The sequence below is a fragment of the Granulicella mallensis MP5ACTX8 genome, assembly GCF_000178955.2.
Taxonomy (GTDB): domain Bacteria; phylum Acidobacteriota; class Terriglobia; order Terriglobales; family Acidobacteriaceae; genus Granulicella; species Granulicella mallensis.
On record NC_016631.1, the window covers coordinates 5,718,159 to 5,737,769 of the forward strand.

The window sequence follows — 19,611 nt, forward strand, 5'->3', positions numbered from 1 at the left end:
TGCATCTCTGGCTTCGCTAGCCTGTATGCAACTCTTTCCCGCATCTCGCGAGGATGAACCCTATTCGCTCTCTCGCGGCACAATTCGCATGCCTTACCCCGCAACCACCGGCTTCCCTTTCTCATTCCACTCCACATACGCCGCCGGAACCTGGTGATCGTGCGTGAACAACACCAGCCAGCGCTCGGGGATCGCCTGCGCCAGAAACCGTTTTCGCTGGGCGATGCAGGTAAGTGGATCGAGGTCATAGCCCATCACCCACGTTGGATCGAGATGGTGATGCGTCGGAATGAGGTCTCCGATGTAGCACGCATGCTCGCTCTGCGACTCCAGGTGCACCGCCAGCATGCTCGCCGTGTGGCCGGGGAAGGCTTCGACCCAGACACCGGGGACGATCTCGGTTGAGGTTTGAATTGTGACCGGAGGCAGCGATTGCGTCGCAGCCAGCCGCGGGTCTGTTGGAGTAAAGTCACCGGTGCCCTGCGGATCGAGCAGCGTGAGCTGGCCGCTGGCAATCAGCGGATCGTAGTTCGGCCCGAGATAGCTGACCGCATCGCGCTCGAGCTGCAGCCGTCCATGCTCCAACTCTCCCGCCGCCGCGAAATAACGCGCATTCGGGAACGTTGGCGTCACGGAGCCATCGGGGTGCAGGGTCGTATTCCAGCCGCAATGGTCGAAGTGCAGATGCGTGTTGATCACATGCGTCACTTCATCGACGCGCACACCAGCAGCCGCCAGAGAGGCCGGTAGAAGCTCCTGGTTCGCGTGGATCTCACGCATCTTGGGCAGTTGTTTATTGCCGATGCCTGTCTCGATCAGCACCACGTGCTGCCCTGTCCGGACGACGACCGTATTCAATCCCAGCAGGATACGGTTCAATTCGTCAGCGGGAGTGCGCTTCTGCCAGAGCGTCTTCGGCACGACGCCGAACATGGCGCCACCATCGAGCAGATAGCTGCCGTCAGAACAAAATACGAGTTCGAAGTCGCCGAGAGTGCGGCGACCGCGAACAAGGTCCGCGTCTTGAGGGAGAGAAGCCGGGTGCACGTTGCCTGTCCTACTGGACATCATAGAACCACTGTCCTGATGGACATCCTATGAACCAGAGAAGACTAGGCTTGTGCCGCCTTGGCCGCAGCCGATAACAGCTCGGCAGAGGCTGACGATTCAGCGAAATTGCCCACCCCGACCGGTGTCGTGAACGAGGAGTCGAACTCGCTCGCGGCGACTGCCAGTTCCAGAGCAGCACTGGCTTCGGCGATCTGTCTGGCGGGGGAATCCATATTCGTGACCGCCGTCACCGCTGAAGGCACACGCTTCAACTGGAAGCAGGAACGGCAAAGTACGGGTCGACCCTGGGTTGGCTTAAACGGAACGGTGGTCTCGATACTGCAAGCCGAGCACTTGGTCCGTGTTTCGGTGCGGGATAACGGCAACGCCGCTGCTGCCGCCACGTCCGGGTTCGCAGACCGTCCCAGACCAGCTCGCTTTGCCTTACAGAGCTTGCAGCGTTTGGGGTCGTTCTTGAACTGTTTGTCGAAGAAAAAAAGCTGCTCGCCGGCAGTAAAGACAAATTCATTGCCGCAATCACAGCACTTAAGGAGCCTATCGATGAATTCCATTGCGCCTTCTCCCACCGTGCGGGATAAGGATGAAGCGCGTCCGGAGATCATTGAGCCCCGAATGCGGATTCAAGCCTAGGTTTGCATATCGATTACATGTCGACAACGGGGCCCGATGAACGGTAAGGACGGCACAGGTTCAAGCCATCCGGATACAGAGAAGGAGGAGATGCAACCTGCATCTCCTCCCTTACTTGCACATCAGTTATGCACTGAAAACGATTTCACTACTTTTCAATATCAGAGCCAGCCTGATACGGCTGGTCCCTGTTTCCTGCGTTGAAATTAGTCTTGTTCTTTACGAACCTTTTTCCGATTGCGCTTGCGTGCGAGTGCTTCCTTTACACGCTTTTTCTCGCCTGGTTTCAGGTAGAAAGAGTGACGCTTGACCTCCTTGATGATGTCTTCCGTCTGCACCTTGCGCTTGAAACGGCGCAGTGCATTCTCAAGGGGTTCGCCTTCTTGAACGCGAACTTCTGCCAAGTTGTATACACCTCCAGACCTGCCAAAGTGGGCCTCACTATCATATCCGTACTCAACCTGTCTGGCCACAGGAAAGTGCAATGAAATGCAATTATTGCAATTAAGTGCTACTTCTTCTTTGCGCTCAAAAAGCCCTGCTCAGGGATACGATTTAGAATCGCGCCTCCTTTTCTTCAGCAATTTTCCTTGTTTTCTTCAATTTAGGCTCGAAGGCGTTGCGGCGGTTGCGGCTCAGGCGTCTACAGGGGGGGAGAGAGCGGCATGCAGGTGTTTCTCCTCAGGAAAAACACCTGCACGCTCTTCCGTGGGTAACAGGTAAAGTCGAAACCTCTCTAGACTTGTACTTATGATCCGACCCCATCGAGGACATCATCCCGCAGTGCCTGCATCCGCTTATGTCGATCTCTCCGCCCAGGTGATCGGAGACGTGACTCTGGGCGAAAACGCCAGCGTCTGGATGAACGCCGTACTGCGCGGCGATGTGCACTCCATCACCATCGGCACGGGTTCCAACGTTCAGGACTGTGCCGTGCTTCACGGCATGAAGGGTCTCTATCCGGTCATCGTCGGAGAGCGGGTGACCATCGGTCACAACGCCACCGTGCACGGCTGTGTGCTCGAAGACGATGTGCTGATCGGTATCGGCGCCATCATCCTGAACGGCGCGCATATCGGTGCCGGATCGATCGTTGCCGCCGGGGCTGTCATACCGGAGCGTACAGTTATTCCGCCGCGTAGCCTTGTCGCGGGCGTTCCCGGCAAAGTGCGCCGGTCGATCAGTGATAACGACTTCGAGATGATCCAAGGCTATGCCCGGAACTATCTCGAATACACCAAGGCCTACCTGGCCGAAACCCAGACGACGCTATAGCAGGCAGATACGCCGAATGGATTCGTGAGAGCGATTCCCGCAAGGGGTAGAAAGCTTTTCCAAAGTTACCCAGACCTTGCCATCTCGACCGAAGCATAACGGCTTCATGTCATCCACTGCGGCGGCAAAGAACGCCGCCTCCGGTCGAGATGACAGTTCTGTAGGGAATTCGAAATGAACTCTCTACACCTCTATGTAAGCGATCTGCGCTAGGCCGAGCGCCCGTTGGTAAGGCTCAGCAGGTTGCCGTCCGGATCGCGAAACCAGGCGACCTTGAACTCTCCCGCGCTGCCATCCGGCTGGTCCCCGACGTGGATATCTCCCCGGACCGCAAGGCCGGGAATATTCGTGTAGTGCTCGAAGGAGACACCGCGCGATTTCAGGGTAGCAATCATCGCCTCAATCTCTTCCCCTACAGACCAGGTAGCGGCTGTCGCCTGGTTGGTTCCTGCAAACTCGGATTGGTAGACGTAGAGCATTACATTGCCGGAACGAAAGTCGATGAGCCCTTCCATCTCCGAAACCTGCGTGAGGCCGAGGGTCTCGGCATAGAAACGGCGCGCCGCTTCAAGATCGCGGACGGCAAGATTCAAGGCTGGGCTATGGGTTCCGAGCATGAGGGGCTCCTTGGCTTTCTACTCTCTATGGGATGGAGGTGCACGGTCCCGGGTTGGCGCGGTTTCGCTATGAATGTCTACTCTTGCGTGTATCTTTCGGATACAGGTCTTCTGTCTACGTAATGAAGAATCGACGTCCGCTCGTCTCGTCCGCCCTTGTCTCCGCACTCTGCTGCGCCCTGTCCGCTTCGGCACAAGCGCCCTCCTCTCCGCCGCCTGCAAAGGCCGATTACACCCATGAATCTGCCATCATCGAAAAGATGGACCGCGTCTATCGCTATGCCGCCGACGGCACCGGGTCAAAGGACATCTCCGCCATCGTAGAGATACGCGATGAGGCGGCGGTCAAAAGCTGGAGTGTGCTCCCCCTCCCTTTCGCCTCCAGCTCCGAACACGTCGTGATCGACTACATCCGCGTTCGCCGTGCCGATGGAACCATCGTCGAAACGCCGCCCTCCGATGCACAGGAGCTGCCTGCGGCTGTCACACGGGAAGCGCCTTTCTACAGCGACCTCAAGGAAGATCAGATTCCTGTGCGCAGTCTGCGAGCCGGCGACCATCTTGAGTACAAGGTGCGAATCCTGCGCACGCATCCGGAGGCGCCCGGCCACTTCTGGGGGGAGGAGATCTTCTTCACTCCGTCCCTGGGCAAGGTAGTGCTCGAAGAAAGTGTCGAGCTCCATGTGCCCGCCTCCGTCTATGTGCAGGTCTGGAGCCCGAAGTATAAGGCGACGAGCACAGAGACGGCAGACGAACACGTCTACCGCTGGCAGAGCTCTCAACTGCTCCCTGTCGCCGGCAAAAACAACAACGAACTCCTGCGCATGGAGAAAGATCCTCCCACCGAAAATGGGGCTACACTGCCGCACATCGCCTGGTCGAACTTCCATACCTGGCAGGAGGTCGGAGCGTGGTATCGCGGCATGGAGGGCACACGGATCGCGCCCGACGATGAGGTTCGCGCACGCGTCACCGAACTGACCGCAGGCAAGACGACAGAGGATGAAAAGGCCCGCGCGATCTATGGATTCGTCGCGCCGCAGGTGCGGTACATCGGCGTTGCCTTTGGGGTTGGGCGATATCAGCCGCATGAGGCCTCCGACATCCTGCGCAACCAGTACGGCGATTGCAAGGACAAGCACACGCTGCAGGCCGCGATGCTCTCCGCTGCCGGCATCTCCTCCGATGCGGCGTTGATTGGAGCCAACGTTGCATTCACGCCGGACCTGCCCTCACCCGGCTGGTTCAACCACGTCATCACGGTGGCGCATGTGAACGGCAAGCCGGTCTGGCTGGATGCCACCGCCGAGGTAGCGCCGTACCAACTGCTATTGCCGGTTCTGCGCGGCAAACAGGCCCTGGTTATTCCCGCCACTGGCGATGCCTATCTCGCCACCACACCCAAGGACCCGCCCTTCCCTCTCGAAGATCATTTCGTGGCTACAGGCACACTCGACGAGAAAGGGGTCTCGCACTCTCACATCGTGATGAACCTCCGCGGCGACAACGAGATTCCCTACCGGCAGGCGGTCCGCTCCGTATCCCCGGCACAGTGGGACGAGCTGATGCAGCGCATTTCCTATGCGATTGGCTACGCCGGGAAAGTGACCAACACGGAGTTCTCGCGGCCTGACGACACCACCACTCCCTTTCATGTCGCCTACGACTACGAGCGCGAGAAGGCCGGAGACTGGGAGAATCTGCGGATCGTCCCCCAGTTTCCGCCGATCGAGCTGGGCCCTGTCGACGAGAAGAACCTGCCCATCCTGCCCATCGAACTCGGGAAGCCCCATGTCGAAACGGCGCATGCGGTGATGAAACTCCCCGCAGGCTGGGACGCCGAGTTGCCTGCACCCATCCATGCAAAGGCAGCCTTCGCGACGCTCGACAAGACCTACAAGTTCGAAAACGGAACCGTGATCGCAGACCGCCGTTTCGAGGTTCTGACGGACAAGCTTCCAGCCGCCGACTGGCGCAACTATCAGAAGTGGTACAAAGACGCGGGTATGGAAGGCGAAACCTACATCCAGCTCCTTCGCACCGGCGGCAGTGGCCGTGCCGCAATTGAATACAACGATGAGGCCGCGAAGCTGATCCATGAGGCTTTTCAACTGGAGCAATCTCAATCGTGGGAGCAGGCCCATGAAAAGCTCGATGCCGCGAGAGCCTTGAATCCCAACCAGGCGTATTTGTGGAGCAACTACGGGGATCTTGCCGCTCACTATGGCAAAGCCAATGAGGCTATCGCCGACTATAACCGCGAGATCGGCGACCATCCCACGGAGGATGTTCCCTATCGTCTATTGGCTGCCACCCAATTAGCGCGGCACAATACGGCGGATGCGGCCAGGACCCTGCATCTGCTGCTGCAGCAACATCCCGGAGATGAAGTGGGATCGGAGATGCTCGCCTCGCTTCTTATGTCGGATAAGGACTATCCCAGCGCCGAAGCCACTCTGCGCTCGAGCATCGAGGCCAACAGCAAGAGTCTGCGGTTGAAGTTGATGCTGGCCACGGCCCTTCTGCACGATGAGAAGAAAGAGGAAGCCGGGGTACTGCTGCGCGAAGTCGCCAACAAGAGCGACGATGCAGGCCTGCTGAATGACTCCGCCTACGAGCTGGCCGACAACACCCTCGACCTTGCGCTGGCCGACGAAGCAGCGCAGCGGTCGCTGGGCATCCTCGCAGATCAATCGTCGGGCCATGCAGGCTCCTCCCGTGAGGCACTCGCTCGCTCCTCGCTGCTGATCGCTGCGTGGGACACGGCGGGATGGATACTCTTCGACCAGGACAAAGCTGCCCAGGCCGAACCTCTGTTGCGTGCGGCCTGGCGCAACGGCATGTCCATGGAGTGTGGCTATCATCTCGGTATGGCTCTCGAAAAAGAGGGCCACGCCGCAGAAGCCGCCAACATCTATCACCTGGCTGAAAGCGGCGAGCCCGGAGACAATCAGGACGTGGATTTGCGGCTGATCTCTAACCGGCTCTCCGCGCTGGCAAAGACGGGCATCCATCCCGAGGGAGGAGATGCCAAAGCGGCGCTACTGAAGACGCGCACCTTCAAGCTTGAGAATGTCAGCGTCCCCAAGAAAGGTTTGGCGACCTTCGAGATCGAATTTTCAGCACAACGCACCGAAACAGTGCGCTTCGTACACGGAGATGAGGGGCTGAAATCGATGGGGGATGCCATCCAGCATCTCGATTTCAAAGCCGCCATTCCAGCGGACAGCCAGGCAAGGTTGATTCGTCGCGGCATCCTGAGTTGCTCATCTACCTGCGAGTTCGTACTCATGCCTCCAGAGGAAGCGCTGACGGATTAGGGTCAAACTACATTCTTGTTGTTGTTTTTCTTGTTGTCATTCCCGCAGGGAATCTGCTGCTTGTTCGTACCCCGGTAGGTAGAGATGCAAGGGGCATGGTTCGATTCGTGCCCCTTCCAGCATTGCCTCGCAAAATATCGGGGCTGTGCCGACAGACAGCAGATTCCCTGCGGGAATGACAACAAGAAAAGCAAAGTCTCCCTAATCTACACGGCGGGCTACGGTTCGTCCGTTCGGCGCATCTGAGAGGACAGGAATAAAGCACGCACAGAAACGATTGAGAGGAAGAAGTAGTTATGCCAAAAGAAAAAGAGACGCACGCCATCACCCGCGAGAAGCTGATCGACCTGCTCAACGAAGATCTGCAACGCGAGTTTCAGGCGGTTATTGCCTACGTGAACTACTCGCAGGTGCTCAAGGGCGCAGCTTACATGAACATCGCCGCCGAGCTTGCCGTCCACGCCAAGGAAGAGCTCGACCATGCGCTGATCCTCTCCGACCAGATCGACTATCTGGGTGGTACGCCGGCCGTGACGGCCAAGCCCGTGAAGACCAGCGATAAGGCCGAGGAGATGCTCAGGTTCGACCTCGACAATGAAGTCGAGACGATCCGCAACTACCGCCGCCGGGTAAAGCAGGCCGATGAACTCAATGAGTTTGCCCTGAGCGAGCAGATCCGCGAGATTCTGATGCAGGAGCAGGATCACCTGACGTCACTGGCGACCGCCCTGGGGATCGATCCGCCGAATCCCGGGATTGCCGATTAGTACAAGCAGGAAGGACGCGGCTTCCATTTCGCCCAATCTTCCCTCTGCCGTTGTGACGCCATGCGTTGCAACGGCATATTTTTTTAAGACTCGGATTGGGGACTAACCGCTGTTATTGTAAGGGATGGCGCACCGAACGGAGAACGTCATATTATGCCGAAGGTTTTCATCCCCGCCGGAAAATTGAGCGGAAAAAAGAGGTCTTTTCAGTCGATAGTGGCCGACATTCGACATGCAGTATTTTCCGTTGTTCGTCAGCGGCCAACCGGAAATGGCATGTTTCAAACCATTCCAGTTGGGTCTGGTTTTTTTGTAAGTCCCTCTGTGTTTGTGACCTGCTGGCATGTGATTGACGATCCAAAGAACCCTCATTTGCCGAATGACAGATATGCTCTCGTCAACAATTTGGATGGCAAGCATTCAATTCAGTACGACATAACAGGAGGCGTAGGAAAAGATATCCACCTTTTCCCTCACCAAGATTTTGCAATTATTCTGTGCCACGCAAAGGCGGATCAAGCATATCTACCGATCGGATATGCGTACCTTCCTGTTGGATCGGAGATTGGTGTCGCGGGCTATCCCCTACCCTCCATCAAAGTGAATCCTGATGGAACGGCAGATATAGCAGGACTGGTATACAGAGTCGCGAAAGGAACTGCTACGGCCGTATACCGTACAAACTGGGATTCTGGGGACGGCTATCCATTAACCGACACGGAAGTAGTGGAGGTAAATTTCTTTTTTGTTCCTGGTAACAGCGGTGGGCCTATTTTTGACGCCGAGACAGGACGTGCATTCGCTTATGTCAAAGGCATATCTACGCCAAAAATTAACGAGTTTCTAGATACAGCCTCACCCTCTGTGCAACTTCCCTCGCACGTAACCAGGGAATATATAACAGGAATTAGAGCTGTTTACTCTATCGGTTTGCCGTTAGATCGCGTACGGGCGCAATTGGAGCAGTTTGGGGTGAAATTGTAGTAATGTCGCTAACGGAACCAATCCTGCCATTGGTAATAGCAGGTTGATGGCTACTTGGCATAGGGGCGCACGTTGACAAGTTGCCCGGATGGATACGTGCAAATCCCAAGCTCCCGCCCTGAGAGTCACTAAAACTCATCCAGCTTCCGTGCCTACGATTCGACATGCCACCTACCTCTTCATCGCAAAATCGCATTAAAAAGCGCTCTAAAATCGAGTCGTCAAAACGCGCTTTAATCATTATCGATTGTTTCGATCAAAAAGACAACGACTTATCCACAGAAATCTAGATTTTCATGTGCAAATCTATTGACTTGAGGATGTCTTTAATTGTAGACGAAGCAAAAGCGAAGATCGGCCACCTACGAACTACGCTGCCCTGTCGTAGCAAACTCTAGGCCTGTGAATCACTTATCTGTGTCAATCTGTAATTTCAGTCACAACGGCGTGATTTTTAAGAACGAGCCGCTTTCGTAGAGAGCCAGTAGGCGATGGCTCCGAGCTGCGCGAGGACGATCAGTTCGATATCGAACGTAAAGCTGGCAAAGCTCGGCGAGGCATGCGGGGCCAGGACAAACAGGACGATCGCCAGCACCACCATCGCAACGATGGCAGCGATGCGGCCCACGCGAACCGCAGGACGAGCGGTGCGCTGCTGCGGCAGCGAGGCCACAACACGAGCGGCGAAGTCCGCGGGAATCGCCAGGGGTGGCAGCTCGGGGCTGCGCTCCAGCGAGCGGGTCATCGCTGCTTCGAACTCCTCTTGCGGATTGTGTGTGTTCGTCGTCATACCTTCCCTGCCATTATCGCCCCTGTTGCGGGGCCGTTGCTACTGCCTTCTTTTGGATGCGGCTGCACGGCCAGGCGGCTTCGCAGTCTCTCGCTGAGCCGTTTGCGCCCGCGGTGCAGATGCGTGCGTACCGTGTTGATCGGCAACCCAAGAGCCACGGCAATGCCCTCATAGCTGCACTCCTCCTGGTGGTAGAGCACCAGCACCGAACGCTCGATCTCGGGCAGAGCCAGCAGTTCGGCATCGACCGCGCTTTGCATTTCGGCGTCGGAGAGCCGCTGCTCGGGGGTGCGAGCGTGCTCACTGGCGAGACTGTCGCCCGCAAAGTTTTCAATCCAGCCGCTCGACTCCTCTTCTCCTTCAGGAGATAGCGGCTCAGAAGCCAGATGGGTGCGCTCCTTGCGGCGGCGCTTCCATTCGTCCTGCGCGAGGTTTACGACGATGCGATAGAGGTAGGTCGAGATCGTCGCATCGCCGCGAAAGTCCGGCAGCGCGCGGTAGAGGCGAAAAAACGCCTCCTGCGCGAGGTCTTCGACATGCGGGCCACCGCCGGTCATGCGCGTAAGCGTGCGGAAGACGAGCCCCTGATGTTCGCGGACAAGAGCTTCAAAGTTCTCCGGAGATGAGAGATCGGCACGCACGTGTCTGAACCGGGTAAGACTTCAGCATGCGCCAAAAGTTTCACATACGGCAATGAAACTTTACGAGGGGTCCACAGTCGAAGGGGGCATAAGAATTCGGCTGCGGCGCAGGACGCCACGGCCCCGAGGAGAAGTGAGATGGTAATGGAAATGAGTTCGGAGTTTATGAACAGCCCGTTTGTCATTCCTGTAGCCGGTTGCCTGACTGGATTGGGGATTGCCGTCGCCGGGATCTGGTCCGGTGTGCGCACTCGCGAGATACAGAGCCAGGAGCGGCTGGCAGCGATCGCCAGGGGTGTCCCCATTCCCCCAACCACCGAGGAACTGGCCATCATCCATGGCAAACCTTCCGTAGACAGCACCCGCCGGCGCGGCAATGTACGCCGTGGAGGCATCGTTCTGCTGGGCACTGCGTTTGGGCTGATTCTCTTCTTTATCACGCTCGCCGCAGTCTTGCAGGAGCGCAACGTGCTTTGCGGCGCAGCAGTCGGGTTGATTCCATTCGGCATCGGTGTCGGACTGCTGATCGACGCACGCATCCAGACGCGCGAGATCGAAGAAGCAACGGCTCAGGGCGCAGGGTTCAGGGCTCAGGGTTCAGAAGGCACGCGCTAGATAGCGGCTGACGAATCGGGGATAACGACGAATCACATATTTTGTTCCCCCACAGAGATGTCATCCTGAGCGAAGCGCCTCGCGCTTTTTGCGAGGTGCGCAGTCGAAGGACCCCGAAGGACTTGATCTCGCCGATGGTGTTGGGATCTTTCCGGCACGAACGTCCAGGCTCAAGCGCGTGAGGTAGAAAAGAGGTAAAGGGTATAGGCAAAATCGTAACCCTCGGGGTCCTTCGACTCCGCGTCCCCAAAAGCTGGGACGCTACGCTCAGCGACTGTCTGTGCTGTCAAGAGAGGGTTATGGGAAAGCGGAAAACGATGAAGCCGTTTCCCTCTTTCCCACAACCTCTGCGGCTGTTGGGATTGAGTTAGACGGGGAGCGGTGGTGTTTGGAACTGTTGGCGAACTTGTCTGGCTTTGGCGTTGAGTCGTACGAGGAGTTTGTGAGCCAAGGCGATACGAACGACCTTAGGGGGTTTGCCAGCGTCGCGGAGCCGTTGCTGAAAGGCGATGAAGTCGGGTTCGTGACGGCCTACGACGCTGGCGACGATGAAGAGGATTTCGCGGATGGAGGGGCGTCCGCCACGCACCACACGCCTGCCTTCGCGTTTTCCGCTGTCGCGGGCCAGGGGAGCGAGCCCGGCCAACTTGGAGATGGTCTTGTTGGACAGGGTGCCGATCTCGGGCATCTCGGCCATGAGCCGGGCCACGGTGCGGTCAGCCACGCCTTTGATGGTGCGGAAGGCCTGATCCAATTGCTTCCATAGTGGATCGGCGGCGATGAGGGCGGCGATGGCGGCGGCCAACTGGTCCATCTGCCCCTTCAGGAACGCCAGCAACTGGTCGATGGCGGCCAGCACTTCGGTATCGGTGACCAGACGGCGCTGGTTCCGTTGCGCTGTGCGCACCTCGGTGAGCTGGCGCAGACGCGTGACCTGGGCCCGCAACTGGCGTTGCCGCTGCGTCCCCAGCACGCTTGGCACGGGCTTGCGGACCTCCGCTACCAGGCAATCAGCCCCGCATCGATGGCATCGGTCTTCTCCGTTACCCCCATGCCTTCGGCGAACTGCCGCACAGACCGCGGGTTCAGAATCGCTACGGCCAGCCCCTCGCTCGCCAGCAAGGCGAACGGCTGTTGCTCGTAGCCCCCGGTGGCTTCCATCGCCACCAGCTGCACCTGATGGGCACGGCAGAATCCGGCCAGCTCTCCGATCCCTGCCACGCTGTTGTCAAACGTCGCTGCCGCTCCCTCTCTGCCGATACGAACCGACAAGCTGAGGGAAGATACATCTACTCCACAAATCATGCGCGTCACGGTGTAACCTGCCTTGTATGTGCGATTGCATAGTCTTCTGACTGTTCGGTCGTACCCTGACTTGGGCAGCGGTCCCTGGGCTGAGCGTCGGTGGTTGATCACCTCAGGATGAACGGGTGCCGTCCGCCCGTGGGGGAACCGATGCCTCGGTTCCCCCCTCTACAACAGACTCTAACGAATGACTGTTGATCTCCTATAGATACAAGGATGACGATTCTGTGGGGGAGATGAGAAACAAAAGCGATGAGTGCATTGGTATTTGCTTTCGCTCTGCATCCGCTATCTCCGATGCATCAGGTGCTCCCTGAGCCCTGAGCCCTGAGCATTTCGATAGACTAAAGGTCTATGACTGATAGCAAGAACAAGCCCGCGCCGCGGCCCACCATCAAGGCCGTGCGCGGCACGCGTGACCTCCTTCCTGACCAGACCCCCCTGTGGAACCGCGTCGAAGCCACCGCCCGCGCCGTCTTTTCGCGCTACGGCTTCGGCGAGATCCGCACCCCCGTCTTTGAAGCCACCGAACTGTTCGCGCGCGGCGTCGGCGAAGAGACCGATATCGTCTCGAAGGAGATGTTCACCTGGGAGGACCGCGCCCGCGCGGCCAGCGAAAAGGCCCAGAATCTGACCCTGCGGCCCGAGTCCACCGCCGGCGTGGTGCGCGCCTACATTGAGCACAAGCTCGGCGAGACAGGCCAGCTACAGAAGCTCTACTACATCGGCCCGCAATTCCGGCGCGAGCGTCCGCAGCGCGGACGGTACCGGCAGTTCTGGCAGATCGGCGCAGAGGTCATCGGGCCTCAGACCTCTGGCGCGGAATCTCCCCTACGCGACGCCGAGGTGCTGGAGATGCTTGCCAGCCTGCTCGACGAGCTGGGCATACGTGACTGGAAGCTAGAGCTGAACTCGGTTGGCAACGCCGAGGATCGTGCACGCTTCAACGTGGCCTTGCGCGAGGCGCTGGCCCCGGTAAAGGACCGGATGTGCCCTGACAACCAGCGCCGCGCCGAGACCAATCCCCTGCGCGTGCTCGACTCGAAGGAAGAGGCCGACCAGGAGATCATCAACGCGCTGCCGAAGATCGCCGACTACCTGGGCGATGAATCGCGCGAGCACTTTGAACAGGTAAAGGCGGCCCTCGACGCCTGTGGCGTGCCTTACCACGTGAATCCGCGGCTGGTACGTGGACTGGATTACTACACGCGCACGACGTTTGAGTTCACCGTGACCACCGGCCTCGGCACACAGAACGCGCTGCTCGGCGGCGGACGCTATGACGGACTCTCGGAGATGCTTGGCGGCCCAAAGGCTCCCGGAATCGGGTTTGCCATCGGCGAGGACCGCCTCATCCTCACGCTGCAGGCGCAGGCTGAGGCCGACGCGGCAGCCAGCGGCATCGCCCCCACAGAGCCGAAGCTAGATGTTTACATCGCTCCGCTAGGCATAGCGCAGAATCCTGCCGCGCTCAAACTCGCCCGCGAACTGCGCCGCGAAGGGCTCTCGGTCGAAGTCGGCGATGGCAGTTTTAAGATCGGCAAGAGCTTCGGCTTTGCGGATAAACTCGCTCGCCACATCATCCTCCTTGGCGAAGACGAGGTCGTCACCAACGTGCTGACGGTGAAAACCTTCAGCACCGGGGAGCAGGTAAAGGTGAACCGAGACGTCCTCGCAGACACCCTACGCGGCTAATATCGTCACAGAAGCGTCATCCTGAGCGGAGCGTCCCGGCCTTTGGGACGCGGAGTCGAAGGACCCCGAAGGTTGCAATCTTGCCCTCTCCCTTCGCACCTTTTCCACCTCAAACGCTCGAGCCTGGGCTTTCGGGGTGGAAAAGGTCCCAACCTCTTGGGCGAGATAAAGTCCCTCGGGGTCCTTCGACTCCGCACCTCGCAAAAAACGCGAGGCGCTACGCTCAGGATGACGCCTTTGTGGCGGACTGAACAAGAACATTGGGAGACATCTGTCTGTCTTGGTTCTGCTCTAATTTTCATCCGCGCTTCATTCCTCTTTCCGCTAAGCTGCTTTTCATGTACCGCAGAAGCTTTATCAGCGGCCTCTTTGCCACGGGTCTGCTTCCTACGCTCCCGACGAAACCCGGCACGCGTCTCTCCCAGGCCGCACGCGATCAGGTCGGCGTAACGACCGGCTACGATCCGCATTACATACGCATTCCCTACCCCGGCGGCGATGTTCCCCGTTCTACCGGCGTATGCGCCGATGTCGTGGTCCGCGCCGGGCGCGATGGCCTGGGGCTCGACCTGCAAAAGCTCGTCCATGAAGACATGCTGCGCGACTTCGCCGCCTACCCCCACACCTGGGGCATGACGCATCCCGACAGCAACATCGACCATCGCCGCGTGCTCAACCTGGAGGCCTTCTGGCGACGCACCGGCTGCGAGCTCTGGCATTCCTCCGGTGCAGCCGCGGGCAATGCCTTCCCCTCACCCCTTGCTCCCGGCGACATCCTGACCTGGCGGCTCAATGCACGGTTCCCGCATATCGGCATCGTGGTCGCCGACAGCCTGCTCAGTACACGCGTCGTGCACAACTGGGGCAATGGCGCGGAAGAGTCCTCGCTCTACATTTTTAGCCCGCATCGCGCCATCGGACACTATCGCTGGCCGAACGCGTAACAAGTCTTTCGTACAATAGATAAATTGTGACACTCGACTTTTTAGGCACCCTGCAGCGCACCCATATGTGCGGTGAGCTGCGCTCCTCCGACGCAGGCACAACCGTAACCCTGATGGGCTGGGTCAATCGACGCCGTGACCACGGCAATCTCATCTTCCTCGACGTGCGCGACCGCACCGGCATTACGCAGATCGTGCTCGACAAGGAAGCCTCCCCCGAGGCCCACGCGAAGGCCGAGGCCGCGCGGCCGGAGTACGTCGTCGCCGTTACGGGCAAGGTGCGCGTGCGCGGACAGGGGCTGGCGAACCCGAACATGGTCACCGGTGACATCGAGGTCGTCGGAAATGAGTTGCTGCTCCTGAACGAGGCGAAGACGCCTCCGTTTTCGCCCGCAGAAGACGCCATCGCCAATGAAGAGGTGCGGCTGAAGTACCGCTACCTCGACCTGCGCCGCGTCGAGATGCAGAAGAACTTCGCAGTGCGCTCGCGCGTTGCGATGGCTATCCGCAACTTCCTCGTCGAACAGGGCTTCCTCGAGATCGAGACGCCCTTCATGACGCGGTCCACGCCTGAAGGCGCGCGCGATTACCTCGTGCCCAGCCGCGTTCACCCCGGCCACTTCTATGCGCTGCCGCAGTCGCCCCAGATCTTCAAGCAGATCCTGATGATCTCGGGCTTCGACAAGTACTTCCAGATCGCACGCTGCTTCCGCGACGAAGACCTCCGCGCCGACCGCCAGCCCGAATTCACCCAGATCGATCTGGAGATGACCTTCCCAAGGCAGGAGACGATCTTCCGCGTCGTCGAAGGCTTCCTGCAGACCGCGTTCAAGGCTGCAGGCATCGAGCTGGGCAATCAGCAGTTCGTGCAGATGACCTACGATCAGGCCATCGCCAGGTACGGCATCGACAAGCCCGACATGCGTCTGCCGGCCATGGTCGATCTCTCCGCCGAACTTACGGCTGAGCTGCGCGAGACCTTGAAGGTCGACCCCACGCTGCCGGTGCTGGGCTTCACCATTCCCCGGGTGGGCGAACTCAGCGGAACCGCGCGCAAAGCCCTCGTCAACGAGATTCGCGGCAGCTTCGGCGACTGCGGGCTCGACTTTCTGGACGTCTCCCGCCTGCGGACAAACGAGGCTTTCGTGCCTCTCGCAGAGGCGATTGCCGCGAAGCTTACCGCCGAGCAGATCGTCTTCAATGGCGAGAACTTCACCACCGAAGACCTGGCCGTCGTCATCACCCCGAAGCCTGGCACGCCAGCCAAGTGGAACCACGATCCTCAGTGGATCTGGAAGCGTGTTGGCGCGCTGCGCCTGGAGCTCGCGAAGAAGTACGCCGACAAGCACGGACTCTTCACGCAGACCGGCACCGCCGCCGACTTCAAGTTCCTCTGGGTCACCGACTTCCCGATGTACGAGTGGAACGAAGAGGCCAAGACCTGGGACGCGGCCCATCATCCCTTCACCTCGCCGCACGAGGACGACATCACCAGCGGCCGCCTCGTGAACGACAAGGGCGCGGTCCGCGCGCTCGCCTATGACATCGTGCTCAACGGCACGGAGCTAGGCTCGGGATCGATCCGTATCCATCGCCAGGACGTGCAGGCGGAGATCTTCCGCTCACTCGGCATGACCGACGAAGAGGCCAAGGCACGCTTCGGATTCTTCCTCGATGCGCTCGAGTACGGCACACCGCCCCACGGTGGCATCGCGCTGGGCCTCGACCGCATCGTCATGATCCTTGCCGGAGCCTCGTCGCTGCGCGAGGTCATCGCCTTCCCGAAGACGGCCAAGGCCATCGACCTGATGGTCGACGCTCCGACACCGGTGAGCGAACAGCAGATGCGGGAGTTGAGCCTGAGGACAGTGACGAGAAGCTAACGACAGATCAGGCACTTTGGATCCGTCCGTCCAACCGGCTGATGATGCGACCACGCCAGTCGCGTCATCAGGTGGTTGCGACTGGTGGCGCAAGCCGGCCGCCCCCGAAGGAGCTACTGGCGCGATCAATCTCGCCGAAGAACACCATCACATCGTTCGGATCAGTGCCGGCATCAGCGAGCGCTTCGACCAAGGTTGCCAGCAGACGCGTCTTCCTGGCGGTGTCAGTCCCGGACGACACAAGAACCTCGATCATCAACATCTTCTCTGTCCGGGGTTTTGGCAAACCGGGGTAGTTGAGATCGACTTTCAGGTCGTCCGGCTCAAGACAAAGAAAACGTTGGAACATGTCGTCCTCGGGATATCCTGCCTTGACGCTTGCTGCATGGATGGCCCGAGAGATCGCTTTTTTTTCGTCAGCGGTCCTGCCCGTTTTCATCGTCACGGTAAATAATGGCATGAGAATCTCTCCATCAGGAAGGATGCAGATCTGGGCATTCCAGCCTGACCGAGCCTCTGATCCCGAATGAACTCAAAGTGATTTTTAGCTGAGAATACCGGACGCCTCGAACGTGATTGTCTTCGAGCATGAGTTCGCTATTCAAGTACCCCATATTTATTTCAGTTCATCCACCGCTTATCGTGCGGGTCCCGTGCATTTCCATCGGGATCGATATATCTCCCGCTCGGGTCGATGCTTACATCCTTGCCCTGCTCGCGCATGTAAACCGCAAACTTCTTGGCAGCGCGGCGACGCTTGGCGCGATAGCGGGAGTTGCGTATTCGGAACCACTTCTCCGACACGGCAAAGTTCAGTCCGCGCTTCGGTGCAAGCATCAGGTATCCATAGCCACAGAGCGCCGTGCACAGTGCCGTGAGCGCGTCGAAGCGGTCGCCGCCGATCAGTACGATGGCGAGATAAAACAGCAGGTAGATCGCTACCAGGTACTTAGCCTTGAGCTTGAAGATGAAGTTGAAGCGGATCTCTTCGTTGGCATGAAAACGCGCATACGCCAGCATGATGGCGAGCACAGCGGGCCAGAGCCCTGAGGCGCGGTGGGAGATGTCGAAAGCCGGGACGTGCGGCCCCAGAACATAGGCAATCAGAACGATCAGTAGCCCACCGCCGATCGTCGAGACCAGGAAATACTCCTTGAACCAACTCGACCCGCGATCATCCTCCAGCGTCGAGCCGAAGAACCAGATCGACAACAGGGCAAACAGTAAGCTGAGAATGCCGTCCATCATGAAGGGCCAGCTGACGAGCTGCCAGATCATGCCATGCCGCAGATCCTCCGGATGCAGCATGAGATGGTCCATCAAAAGTGCTTCAACAGGCCGCAGGAGAAGTGCCAGCGCCAGCATCACGAAAAAGGCGATCAGCGCCGTCAGGATGATCTGCCGCGTGACGCCGCGAAATGGCGGCAACGCGAGCATAATGGGACTGTTCGAACGAAAAGCCATGCAACTTCCTTACTGCCGTGCGGGCAGGGGCGGTACGGGTAGAGAACGATGTCCGGCCGCATCGACGGAACGGACGCCGAAGAGCACATTGTCCTTACTGACATTCAGTTGGATGCGCGTCGCCGATCCTGCGTTCTGTACATGCGTCCAGAGCATGCTGGCCGAGTCGCGCCACACCACCTCATAGGTCGTGCCCGGGGGTGCAAAGGCCGGAGCCTCCCAGACCAGTTCGCTATTGTTGTCGAGGGCCGTGGTCAGCACGCGTACATGCTGCGGCTCACCAGGCGCCGAGGCCAGCGTGGCGAGCATCATCGAGTTCATCCGCGCAACGTCGGCCACGTAGTTGAAATCGACGAACTTGAGCAGATCGCCGTACTCGACGCCGCCTTCCGTACGCAGCGTCTGGTGCTGGTGATTGAAGTTTTCGCGCCACTCGGTAAAGCGTACAGCCGCAAAGCCTTCGCCGTTGAAGCTGGTATGGTCGCCGCCACGCAGATAGCGATCGCGGCGCAGGATCAGCACGGGGTGAAACGCCGGCGCCAGCAGCACCGCATGGCTCCGGGCCATGCCCGGAGCGGCGGGAGGAGCGTGGCGAGCCGTCGACTTGAAGTACACAGGAGCAAGCTCCGCGACCTGGCGAGCCAGTTCACGTGAGGGAGAGTCGTTTTCCGCTCCCAGGGAGAGAATCTGCCGCTGCTGCTCGGGCGTCGCGCTCGCCGGTACTCCCTCGGAGAAGACGCGCACGGCGGTCTTGTCCTGCATGAGTTCGCCCGGAGTGGTGTCCCCACCGACGATATCGTTATTCAGCACGGCCACCAGAGGCCAGCCCTGGGCCTTCGCAAGTTGCGCCAGGTGCTTGGAGCCATTCAATCCCTGCTCTTCTCCCGCAACCGCAACGAAAACGATGGTCCCCGGCAGCTTGAGCCTGGAGAGCGCCCGGGCCGACTCGATCGACACGGCTACGCCGCTGGCGTCGTCGTTCGCTCCGGGGGCGGCCGAGTGTGAGTCCATTACATCCGTCACGCGCGAGTCGTAGTGGCCGGTGACCAGGACCCAGGGCGCGGCCTTATCGGCGGACGTCCCCTTCAGGATGGCGTAGACGTTCGTCAGCTTCGTGGGCTTCAGGATGCGGGACTGCGGCCCATTGCCTCCCGGCTCCGTGAACTCGTCGCGCTTGACCTCGAGGCATCCGCCGCACTGCGCGGAGATGGAGCGAAACTCCGATTCGATCCAGTCCGCCGCCGCATTGATCCCCTGCCCTGCCGGCAGATCGGTGTCCATGCTGGAGAGGGTGCTGCGCGTACCGAAGCTGACCAGCTTCGCGATGTCCGCCTGCACATGGGTCGGGGAGATGCCCGCAAGCACGGCGGCGATGGCCGGATCGGCCGAGGGAGCTCCGAGTGGGGTTCCAGCAGCCATTGTCTGGACCCCTGTTTGGGCCCCGCAAACGACGGTTGTGGCCATGCCCAGAAGCATGCCTCCGATGCCTAACATCCGGTTCATTCGTAATCTCCGTCTCATCTTCCAGCCAGCCGTCCACACTAAGGTGTTGACGAGCCGCAAGCGTCCCGCTAGAACTAGTGAAAGCTGCTTTGGCAGCCGCTGGCTCC

At 59.3% G+C, this 19,611-nt stretch carries 17 protein-coding genes and 1 pseudogene; 8 read left to right on the forward strand and 10 right to left on the reverse strand.

Annotated features, from left to right (window positions below; all coding sequences use genetic code 11):
• Positions 1-93: 93 nt before the first annotated feature.
• From ACIX8_RS22130 to rpsU, 3 genes are all read right to left on the reverse strand, one after another.
• Positions 94-1,071: an MBL fold metallo-hydrolase gene (locus tag ACIX8_RS22130; protein WP_014267626.1), complete on the reverse strand. Its 978-nt coding sequence runs from the start codon at positions 1,069-1,071 to the stop codon at positions 94-96.
• A gap of 41 nt (positions 1,072-1,112) precedes the next feature.
• Positions 1,113-1,622, reverse strand: a complete 510-nt coding sequence (locus tag ACIX8_RS25405; RefSeq protein ID WP_014267627.1) for a zinc-ribbon domain containing protein — start codon at positions 1,620-1,622, stop codon at positions 1,113-1,115.
• A gap of 285 nt (positions 1,623-1,907) precedes the next feature.
• A complete protein-coding gene (gene rpsU, locus ACIX8_RS22140; RefSeq protein WP_014267628.1) occupies positions 1,908-2,105 on the reverse strand; it encodes a 30S ribosomal protein S21 in 198 nt (65 codons plus the stop codon).
• A 379-nt stretch (positions 2,106-2,484) separates the two neighbouring features.
• Between rpsU and ACIX8_RS22145 the strand changes: the two genes are divergently transcribed.
• Entirely contained in the window at positions 2,485-2,976 is a 492-nt protein-coding gene (locus ACIX8_RS22145; RefSeq protein WP_223295417.1) for a gamma carbonic anhydrase family protein, read from the forward strand.
• Between the two features lie 209 nt (positions 2,977-3,185).
• Here the strand turns inward: ACIX8_RS22145 and ACIX8_RS22150 are convergent, their stop codons facing one another.
• Positions 3,186-3,593: a VOC family protein gene (locus ACIX8_RS22150; RefSeq protein WP_014267630.1), complete on the reverse strand. Its 408-nt coding sequence runs from the start codon at positions 3,591-3,593 to the stop codon at positions 3,186-3,188.
• 122 nt (positions 3,594-3,715) lie between these two features.
• On the opposite strand from ACIX8_RS22150, the gene ACIX8_RS22155 reads away from it, so the two are divergent.
• The 3 genes from ACIX8_RS22155 to ACIX8_RS22165 all read left to right on the forward strand — a co-directional run bounded on the left by ACIX8_RS22155 (position 3,716) and on the right by ACIX8_RS22165 (position 8,664).
• Positions 3,716-6,913 carry a DUF3857 domain-containing protein gene (locus ACIX8_RS22155; RefSeq protein WP_014267631.1) on the forward strand — a complete coding sequence of 1,066 codons (3,198 nt, stop codon included), beginning with the start codon at positions 3,716-3,718 and terminating at the stop codon, positions 6,911-6,913.
• Positions 6,914-7,209: 296 nt separating this feature from the next.
• The gene (locus ACIX8_RS22160; protein WP_014267632.1) at positions 7,210-7,680 is read left to right on the forward strand and encodes a ferritin-like domain-containing protein; all 471 of its coding nucleotides are present in this window, start codon (positions 7,210-7,212) and stop codon (positions 7,678-7,680) included.
• A 153-nt stretch (positions 7,681-7,833) separates the two neighbouring features.
• Complete coding sequence (locus tag ACIX8_RS22165) at positions 7,834-8,664, forward strand: trypsin-like serine peptidase (protein ID WP_014267633.1); 831 nt, start codon at positions 7,834-7,836, stop codon at positions 8,662-8,664.
• Positions 8,665-9,118: 454 nt separating this feature from the next.
• Here ACIX8_RS22165 and ACIX8_RS22170 read toward each other — a convergent pair whose 3' ends face one another.
• Together ACIX8_RS22170 and ACIX8_RS22175 are read right to left on the reverse strand one after the other, a co-directional pair.
• A complete protein-coding gene (locus ACIX8_RS22170; protein WP_014267634.1) occupies positions 9,119-9,454 on the reverse strand; it encodes a hypothetical protein in 336 nt (111 codons plus the stop codon).
• Positions 9,451-10,095, reverse strand: coding sequence for an RNA polymerase sigma factor (locus ACIX8_RS22175; protein ID WP_014267635.1), 645 nt, complete (start codon positions 10,093-10,095; stop codon positions 9,451-9,453). Before ACIX8_RS22175 ends, ACIX8_RS22170 begins: the two co-directional genes overlap by 4 nt.
• A 138-nt stretch (positions 10,096-10,233) precedes the next feature.
• Between ACIX8_RS22175 and ACIX8_RS22180 the strand changes: the two genes are divergently transcribed.
• A complete protein-coding gene (locus ACIX8_RS22180) occupies positions 10,234-10,710 on the forward strand; it encodes a DUF6249 domain-containing protein (RefSeq protein WP_014267636.1) in 477 nt (158 codons plus the stop codon).
• Positions 10,711-11,077: 367 nt separating this feature from the next.
• On the opposite strand, the pseudogene ACIX8_RS22185 reads toward ACIX8_RS22180, so the two are convergent.
• Positions 11,078-12,024 (reverse strand): annotated as a pseudogene (locus ACIX8_RS22185) (IS110 family transposase).
• 345 nt (positions 12,025-12,369) lie between these two features.
• Between ACIX8_RS22185 and hisS the strand changes: the two are divergent.
• From hisS to aspS, 3 genes are all read left to right on the forward strand, one after another.
• Positions 12,370-13,710 (forward strand): histidine--tRNA ligase, encoded by a 1,341-nt coding sequence (gene hisS / locus ACIX8_RS22190; RefSeq protein ID WP_014267637.1) that lies wholly within the window; start codon positions 12,370-12,372, stop codon positions 13,708-13,710.
• Between the two features lie 338 nt (positions 13,711-14,048).
• A complete protein-coding gene (locus ACIX8_RS22200) occupies positions 14,049-14,654 on the forward strand; it encodes a DUF1287 domain-containing protein (RefSeq protein WP_014267638.1) in 606 nt (201 codons plus the stop codon).
• A gap of 26 nt (positions 14,655-14,680) precedes the next feature.
• Positions 14,681-16,537 carry an aspartate--tRNA ligase gene (aspS, locus tag ACIX8_RS22205; protein WP_014267639.1) on the forward strand — a complete coding sequence of 619 codons (1,857 nt, stop codon included), beginning with the start codon at positions 14,681-14,683 and terminating at the stop codon, positions 16,535-16,537.
• 67 nt (positions 16,538-16,604) lie between these two features.
• Here the strand turns inward: aspS and ACIX8_RS22210 are convergent, their stop codons facing one another.
• The 3 genes from ACIX8_RS22210 to ACIX8_RS22220 form a co-directional block, all read right to left on the reverse strand.
• On the reverse strand, positions 16,605-16,997 hold the full coding sequence (locus tag ACIX8_RS22210; RefSeq protein ID WP_014267640.1) for a tautomerase family protein: 393 nt from the start codon (positions 16,995-16,997) through the stop codon (positions 16,605-16,607).
• A gap of 161 nt (positions 16,998-17,158) precedes the next feature.
• Positions 17,159-18,001 (reverse strand): rhomboid family intramembrane serine protease, encoded by an 843-nt coding sequence (locus ACIX8_RS22215; RefSeq protein ID WP_014267641.1) that lies wholly within the window; start codon positions 17,999-18,001, stop codon positions 17,159-17,161.
• Between the two features lie 9 nt (positions 18,002-18,010).
• Positions 18,011-19,504, reverse strand: a complete 1,494-nt coding sequence (locus tag ACIX8_RS22220; RefSeq protein WP_014267642.1) for a M28 family metallopeptidase — start codon at positions 19,502-19,504, stop codon at positions 18,011-18,013.
• Between the last annotated feature and the right edge of the window lie 107 nt (positions 19,505-19,611).

What these genes read in the sequence shown, in the direction of transcription:
- ACIX8_RS22150 (WP_014267630.1), bottom strand. Translation starts at nt 3,593, where the DNA reads ATGCTCGGAACCCATAGCCCAGCCTTGAATCTTGCCGTCCGCGATCTT.
- ACIX8_RS22200 (WP_014267638.1), top strand. Translation starts at nt 14,049, where the DNA reads ATGTACCGCAGAAGCTTTATCAGCGGCCTCTTTGCCACGGGTCTGCTT.
- ACIX8_RS22215 (WP_014267641.1), bottom strand. Translation starts at nt 18,001, where the DNA reads ATGGCTTTTCGTTCGAACAGTCCCATTATGCTCGCGTTGCCGCCATTT.
- ACIX8_RS22165 (WP_014267633.1), top strand. Translation starts at nt 7,834, where the DNA reads ATGCCGAAGGTTTTCATCCCCGCCGGAAAATTGAGCGGAAAAAAGAGG.
- ACIX8_RS25405 (WP_014267627.1), bottom strand. Translation starts at nt 1,622, where the DNA reads ATGGAATTCATCGATAGGCTCCTTAAGTGCTGTGATTGCGGCAATGAA.
- ACIX8_RS22210 (WP_014267640.1), bottom strand. Translation starts at nt 16,997, where the DNA reads ATGCCATTATTTACCGTGACGATGAAAACGGGCAGGACCGCTGACGAA.
- ACIX8_RS22155 (WP_014267631.1), top strand. Translation starts at nt 3,716, where the DNA reads ATGAAGAATCGACGTCCGCTCGTCTCGTCCGCCCTTGTCTCCGCACTC.
- hisS (WP_014267637.1), top strand. Translation starts at nt 12,370, where the DNA reads ATGACTGATAGCAAGAACAAGCCCGCGCCGCGGCCCACCATCAAGGCC.
- ACIX8_RS22180 (WP_014267636.1), top strand. Translation starts at nt 10,234, where the DNA reads ATGGTAATGGAAATGAGTTCGGAGTTTATGAACAGCCCGTTTGTCATT.
- ACIX8_RS22170 (WP_014267634.1), bottom strand. Translation starts at nt 9,454, where the DNA reads ATGACGACGAACACACACAATCCGCAAGAGGAGTTCGAAGCAGCGATG.
- ACIX8_RS22130 (WP_014267626.1), bottom strand. Translation starts at nt 1,071, where the DNA reads ATGATGTCCAGTAGGACAGGCAACGTGCACCCGGCTTCTCTCCCTCAA.
- ACIX8_RS22160 (WP_014267632.1), top strand. Translation starts at nt 7,210, where the DNA reads ATGCCAAAAGAAAAAGAGACGCACGCCATCACCCGCGAGAAGCTGATC.
- ACIX8_RS22220 (WP_014267642.1), bottom strand. Translation starts at nt 19,504, where the DNA reads ATGAACCGGATGTTAGGCATCGGAGGCATGCTTCTGGGCATGGCCACA.